This window comes from Methylacidimicrobium cyclopophantes (assembly GCF_902143385.2).
GTDB lineage: Bacteria > Verrucomicrobiota > Verrucomicrobiia > Methylacidiphilales > Methylacidiphilaceae > Methylacidimicrobium > Methylacidimicrobium cyclopophantes.
On sequence record NZ_CABFUZ020000192.1, the window covers coordinates 1 to 6,490 of the forward strand.

At 61.8% G+C, this 6,490-nt stretch carries 6 protein-coding genes; 3 read left to right on the top strand and 3 right to left on the bottom strand.

Features of this window, described 5'->3' with window-relative positions:
- Positions 1 to 182 precede the first annotated feature (182 nt).
- The gene (locus tag FN369_RS08520; protein ID WP_142525734.1) at positions 183 to 1,229 is read right to left on the bottom strand and encodes an Mrp/NBP35 family ATP-binding protein; all 1,047 of its coding nucleotides are present in this window, start codon (positions 1,227 to 1,229) and stop codon (positions 183 to 185) included.
- A 98-nt stretch (positions 1,230 to 1,327) separates the two neighbouring features.
- On the opposite strand from FN369_RS08520, the gene FN369_RS08525 reads away from it, so the two are divergent.
- Positions 1,328 to 2,710, top strand: coding sequence for an exo-beta-N-acetylmuramidase NamZ family protein (locus tag FN369_RS08525; RefSeq protein WP_246189636.1), 1,383 nt, complete (start codon positions 1,328 to 1,330; stop codon positions 2,708 to 2,710).
- Positions 2,707 to 3,066, top strand: coding sequence for a type II toxin-antitoxin system RelE/ParE family toxin (locus FN369_RS08530; protein ID WP_142525735.1), 360 nt, complete (start codon positions 2,707 to 2,709; stop codon positions 3,064 to 3,066). The genes FN369_RS08525 and FN369_RS08530 overlap by 4 nt, the downstream gene beginning before the upstream one ends.
- Positions 3,067 to 3,451: 385 nt before the next feature.
- Here the strand turns inward: FN369_RS08530 and mdh are convergent, their stop codons facing one another.
- Positions 3,452 to 4,378: a malate dehydrogenase gene (gene mdh / locus FN369_RS08535; RefSeq protein WP_142525736.1), complete on the bottom strand. Its 927-nt coding sequence runs from the start codon at positions 4,376 to 4,378 to the stop codon at positions 3,452 to 3,454.
- A 433-nt stretch (positions 4,379 to 4,811) separates the two neighbouring features.
- Between mdh and FN369_RS08540 the strand changes: the two genes are divergently transcribed.
- Complete coding sequence (locus FN369_RS08540; protein ID WP_142525737.1) at positions 4,812 to 5,528, top strand: cyclase family protein; 717 nt, start codon at positions 4,812 to 4,814, stop codon at positions 5,526 to 5,528.
- Between the two features lie 32 nt (positions 5,529 to 5,560).
- Here the strand turns inward: FN369_RS08540 and FN369_RS08545 are convergent.
- The coding region (locus tag FN369_RS08545; RefSeq protein WP_142525738.1) for an aldehyde dehydrogenase family protein at positions 5,561 to 6,490 on the bottom strand (930 nt) is incomplete at its 5' end.

A 6,490-nucleotide genomic window follows, 5' to 3' on the forward strand; every position in this document is an offset into this window, starting at 1 on the left:
GGGCGGATCCGCCGACACGACGATGGAAGTGCCGTTTTGGCAATCGCCGGGTATACCCCGCTTTGACCTTCTTGCAGCGATCCGCGGCAACCAATTCCTCGATCTCCTCGTATTCCCGAAGGGAGCGAAGGCGACAGGCCTTCCCCCGCGCCAATTGGTGTAACTGGTGCCTGCGATGTGAACTATGCGGACGAAAGTGTGTCAAGAATTTTGTTTGCCGCATCGCGAAAGGCGCGGCTCGAGGGACGATCCGGATCCGAGAGGACGATGGGAACGCCTTGGTCGCCGGATTCCCGAATTGCGATCTCCAAGGGAATCTCTCCCAGAAAGGGCACTCCGATCCGCTCGGCTTCCCGCTTCCCGCCTCCCGTGCCGAAGATGTCATAGCGGTTCTGGTCGTTCGGGCAGAGAAAGTAGCTCATGTTTTCGAGGATCCCCAGCAGCGGCACGTTGACTTTCCCAAACATCCCGACCGCCTTCCGAGCGTCGATCAGAGCGACTTCCTGTGGCGTCGTCACGACCACGGCGCCCGAAAGGCGGACTGTTTGGACGATCGTCAACTGGATGTCCCCGGTTCCTGGGGGAAGATCCAGGACGAGGACGTCGAGATCGCCCCAATCGACATTCCGCAGGAACTCTTGGGTATAGCGGGTGACTAGCGGTCCGCGGAGTACCGCTGGCTGGTCGGCGTCGAGCAAGAGCCCCATGCTCATGACCCGTAAGCCGAACCGCTCGATCGGGAGCAGGCGTTGCTCCGAGGTGACCCGGGGCGACTCCTGGGTGCCGAGCATGAGGGGAATGCTGGGACCGTAAATGTCGCAATCGCAGAGGCCGGTGGCCCGGGCTCCTTCCTTTTGAAGGGCGATCGCGAGGTTGGCCGCGACCGTCGATTTGCCTACTCCGCCTTTTCCGCTGGCGACCGCAATGATATGACGGATCGAGGAGGGAGCGGCGGTGCGTGCGCGGGCCGCCTGCGGACCGGCGGCGTGGACGGTCATTTCTACCCGCTCGACGCCCGGGAGCTCGGAAATCCTTTGCCGCACCTGATGTTCGATCTGTGCGGCGATTTGGGGATCGGCGCTCGTCAACTCCAGCCGGAGAGAGACCACCCCATTTTCGGTGGAGAGCTCCTTGACGAGGCCGAAGGAGACGATGTCGCGGCTGAAGCCCGGGTACTTGATCTGTCGGAGTTCCTGACGGATTCCTTCGGCGGTAATCGGTTCCGGCATAAAATCTCCTATTGGTCTCGAAGCTCGCCGGAGAAGAAAGAGCCGCGGCCGGGAACCCGTAGGGGGATCTCCGTTGACCGAGGACGGGCCAAATTCGTATGAAGGGCCCTGCTGCTTACCGGCATATGGCGCGTCTCATTCGCTTCTCGTTCGGTTTCCTATTCTTACTATCGAGCCTTTCCCGCTCTCTGCAAGCGGCGGCTCCAGTCGATTTGGGTGTCGATGTCTTGGCGAAGCGGCAATTTCGCGAACTCCAAGGGAAACGAGTCGGGCTTATCACAAATGCCTCCGGAGTCAACAAGAACGGCATATCGACTCTCGATCTTTTGCGTCATGCCCCCGGGGTGCGTCTGACGGCGATCTTTGCTCCGGAACACGGCCTCTACGGAACGTCGTGGGCGGGAGAGAAGGTCGATTCTCTCCGGGATCCGCAGAGCGGCCTTCCAATTTACTCTCTATTCGGAGAAACCCGGAAACCCACGCCGGAGATGCTTCGCGAGGTGGATGCGCTGGTCTACGATATCCAGGACATCGGCTGCCGGAGCTACACCTACATCAGCACCCTCGGATTGGCCATGGAGGCGGCTGGGGAAAACGGGAAAGAGTTCTTCGTACTCGACAGGCCCAATCCGCTCGGTGGGGAGCGGTATGAAGGGATGCCTCTCGACTCCCGATTCCGCTCCTTCGTCGGGGAGTGGGACATTCCATACGTCTATGGACTGACTCCGGGGGAGCTTGCGAAGATGATCGCCGGTGAGCAGTGGATCCGCAAGCGGCCCCAGCTCACGGTCGTGCCAATGAACGGTTGGCGTCGGGATATGCTCTGGGAGGATACGCGGCTCCTCTGGGTGCCCCCCTCCCCGAACATTCCTCGGCCCGAGAGCGCGTTTTTCTACGTTCTTACCGGGCTGCTTGGAGAGATGAGTGGGGTCAACAATGGGGTCGGTACCACGCTCCCCTTCGCCTTGGTCGGATCTCCGGAGCTCGATCCCGACGGCTTCGCGCGCACCATGGGCCAGCGCCAGATTCCCGGGGCGATCTTCCGCCCTGTCCGCTATCGGTTGTTCGGCAAGGAGGCGCGAGGGCGGCTCTTCGGAGGTGCTCAAATTCATCTTTGGGATCCGCGCCGTGTGCCGCTCGTCCCGACGGCTCTGACTCTCTTAGAAGAGGTAAACAAGGCGCTCAACGGAGCTCCGGTCGCGGGTATGCGGGCGGAGGACTCTTCCCTGTTCGACAAGCTTTGCGGCACCGATGCCGTCCGGCTCGCGCTCCAGCAGGGTAGATCGGTGAAGGATTTGTGGGAGAGTTGGGATTCTTATCTTGAGGAATATCGAGCGCGCCGCCAAAAATATCTTCTCTATCCGGAAGTCGCCGCTCCTGCTCCCTTGGGGGGAGTGCAAGGACCACCCCAAGCCGTAGGATTGGAGGAAGCGGCCGTTCCGAAGGCCGTGCCCGTGCCGGCGAATGGAGGAAACCGGTGAGCAATCCTTTTCAGGTGGTTTTCAGCAGAGCGAGTCTGGGCGAGCTCGCGGCGCTTCCGAAGGATCTCCAACTCCAGGTGCTCGCCGAATTCGAGGTGCTGCCGCGGGAGTTGGAGGCTGGTACATCCGAGAAGCTAGGGACCCTGGAGCGGGAAGGCCGGCGTCTTCGCCGCTTCCGTTGCCGCGACTACCGCATCTATTTCGCTGTCACCGATGGCGGAGTGCAAGTCTTCCGAATCCTCCACAAGAATACCATCGCCGACTTTCTTTTTCGAAGCAACCTGCCCTTGGCCGAAGACGAAGAGCTCCAAAAGAGCCCCGCCTTCTGGCGGATGATCGACGGGCGGGAGGGCTAGCCCGCATGTCTCACGAAGGAGCGCCGAAGGGGGAAGAAGAAAGCTCAAAAAGGGAAGGCGACGTCTACTTGGAAGAAATTCCCTGAAGACAAAGCGGCTACAACCAAGAAGGGAAACGGCCTTCAATAACAGAGTGCAAGCAAAAGACTTCTGCACTCACAGCTCCTTTTTCGCAGCGTGGGCAAGCGGGATATCCCGCGGGTTGGATCTGGAGCGGCGGGCGAGTGTTTTCAGGATTGCGCTCGGCTACGAAGGTCTCCATGACTCCGAGTAGTTCCGTGCCGATCCGTTGATTTCCATCCGTAAGCGGGAAAAGAGATTTGGAGGAGGCCCTGGCGGGCAAGAGTATGCTCAACCGTCTGGAGTTGACGCGTCGCAGCGAGCGCTAGCCACCGATCTGCAACTTGGCCGTTGTTGCGGCAACATGGGCGCTGCTCCGCTGTAACTCCTTGAGTTCTGCGGCGTTGAGAGGGAGCTCGACGATTCTTTCCACCCCAGATCGGCCGAGAATCACCGGCAGTCCCACGAACTGACCCGTGATTCCATATTGTCCGCTGCACCAGACGGAGCAGGGGAGGAGCCGTTTCTGGTCCCGCACGACGCTTTCGACCATCTGGGCGATCGCAGCCGACGGCGCATAGTAGGCGCTCCCCTTTTTGAGATAGCGCACGATCTCAGCACCTCCTTCCCTCGTGCGAGCCACGAGCTTCTGAATTGTTTCCGCGGGGAGCAGGGTTTCGATCGAGACCCCGTTGACCGTGGCGAAGCGAGGCAGCGGTACCATATCATCCCCGTGGCCGCCGAGGACCATGGCGTCGACGTCCGCATGAGCAACCCCGAGCTCGCTCGCGATGAAATGGCGGAAGCGACCGGCGTCGAGGATGCCGCCCAGGCCGAAGATGCGCTCTTTTCGAGTGCCGATTTTCACGGCTGCCAGGTGAGTGAGAACATCCACCGGATTGGTGACGACGATGACCATGGCCTGGGACGCATGCTGGCGGATCTGGTCGGCGACCGATGCCACGATTCCGGCATTTCTCTCTAAGAGGTCGTCTCGGCTCATTCCCGGTTGGCGAGCGATTCCGCTCGTGATGATGATGATTTCCGATCCGGAAAGATCCTTCGGGTCGTTGCTCCCGACGACGCGGGACTCGAATCCCCAAATGGGGGCGGACTCCATCATGTCGAGCGCCTTTCCCTGCGGGAGCCCCTCGACGATGTCGTAAAGAACGAGATCGCCCAAATTCCGTTCCACGAGCCGCTGGGCTGTGGTTGCGCCGACAAATCCGGCCCCGATGACTGCGATCTTCATAGATGTTTGGTTCCCTCGGTCTCGTTTGGGAGGGGATGCCGCGTGGGATGCCGCTCCTGTGGGCGGGATTCTAAGGAAGCGGAGAACGATTTGACAAGCGGCGGCAGCGGACCGCCGCCCTCCGCTCCGAGGAAGCGGGAGGGGGCGAGGAGAAAAGGAAAGGGGATCGGTCCCTTTCTTTTGGCATGAGTTATGCTTCTTCGGTTTCAGCCATTGCCTGTTCTCCTTGCCGGGGGAAAGCGGCCCGATTGGCCGACTTCCCCCGGCGCTTCGCTCCCGCGAAGGTCGGAGGATTCCCCTCGAGAAGGTTTGGAAGAGCATTCTTCTTGCCAATTCGAAGGAAACGGAGAAGAAAAAGCAGCCGAGGAGAGAGGGAGGAGCGCTGGCCCTTCTCGAGCGGAAGCCGCGACTCCTCCGGCGGAGGGGCGTACGTATGGGGGCGGCGGGACCGATTGACCTCACCTATTCTTTCGACGAGCAAAGCGTCTATTGGCCGACCGAGACGGGATTTCACCACTGGTATGAGCACCATGGGCGTTTCGGGGGAGCGGGCCACTTTTATGCAGCGGGTAAGTTCTATGCCCCTGAGCATGGCGGAACTCACATGGATGCTCCGCTCCACTTTGCGGAGCGGGGAGCCTCCGCGGACCAGGTCTTCCTTGGGTGCTGCATCGGGCCCGCCTGCGTAGTCGACTTCGAGGAGCGGGCGGAAAGAGACCCCGACGCGATGCTCGCGGTTTCCGACATCGAACGGCATGAGCGGGAATACGGCCCGCTGCCCGCCGGGGCGATCCTCGTAGCCCGATCGGGGTGGGGGAAGTTTTGGCCCGACAAGAAGCGGTATCTCGGTACCGATCGGTGGAGGGATGTCGAGCACCTCCGGTTTCCGGGCTATTCGCCCGAAGCCGTCTCTTTTCTACTCCGCGAGCGGAGTGTGGCGGCCTTGGCGATCGACACGGCGAGCCTCGATCCGGGAAATGCAACGGATTTTCCGGTCCACCGGCTCTGGCTCGGAGCGGGACGGCCTGGATTCGAGAACCTCGCGAACGTCGGGGCGATTCCTCCGCGAGGAGCCGTGCTCTACTGTATTCCGATGAAGATCGCCGGGGGCACCGGAGCTCCGGCTCGGGTCTTCGCTCTTGTTCCGTAACCGCGGGCCTTCCGGGCCGCGGCCGCTTGCGTTCAGGACAAGCCGAGAGAGATATATTGAGGCTCGAGATACTCGGCGAGTCCCCATTTCCCCCCTTCGCGGCCAAGGCCCGATTCGCGAACGCCTCCGAAGGGGGCTTGGGCGGTGGAAGGAAGCGCGTCGTTGACCCCGACGATTCCGTACGGAAGCTCCTCGGCGAAACGGAGGGCACGTGCAAGATCCCGGGTCCAGAGGTAGGCGGCGAGGCCTGCCCTTCCCCGCCGGGCGGCGGCCAAAGCCTCCGCCTCGGTGCGGAAGGTGCAGAGCGGGGCGACCGGGCCGAAGATTTCTTCTTCGAGGATCCGGGAATCGGGAGGAACTCCGCGAAGGATCCTGGGGGGAAAGTAGAGCCCATGGCTGGGACCCCCCAGAAGCGTCTCGGCTCCACGGCCGAGGGCGTCTTCCACGAGCTCCCGGACCTTGGTTAGGCCCTGCTCGTTGACGAGCGGACCAACTTGGGTCTTCTCGTCGAGAGGGTCTCCCAACCGGAGCGCGGCGACCCGCTCGGCGAAGCGCCGCGTGAAGTCAGCCGCGATCTCCTCTTGGAGATAGAAGGCATTGGCTGCGACGCAACTCTGCCCGCCGTTGCGGAACTTCGCGGTGATCGCGCCATCGGCGGCCTTTTCCAAGTCGGCATCTGCGAATACGAGGAAGGGAGCCCCGCCTCCGAGCTCAAGGCTGATGCGCTTGAGGGTGGAGGCGCTCCGTTCGTAGAGCCGCTTTCCAACAGGGGTGCTGCCGGTGAAGGTCAGCTTGCGGATTCGCGCGTCGTTCAAAAACGGACACGATAGGCGCTCCGGATCCGAGCTGGGGAGAACCTGGAAGGTAGAGGGCCATCCGCCGCATTCTTCCCAAAGACGGGCTAAGAGGAGGGCGGTAAGCGGGCTCTCCTCGGCGGGCTTCAGCACGAAGGGGCAGCCCGC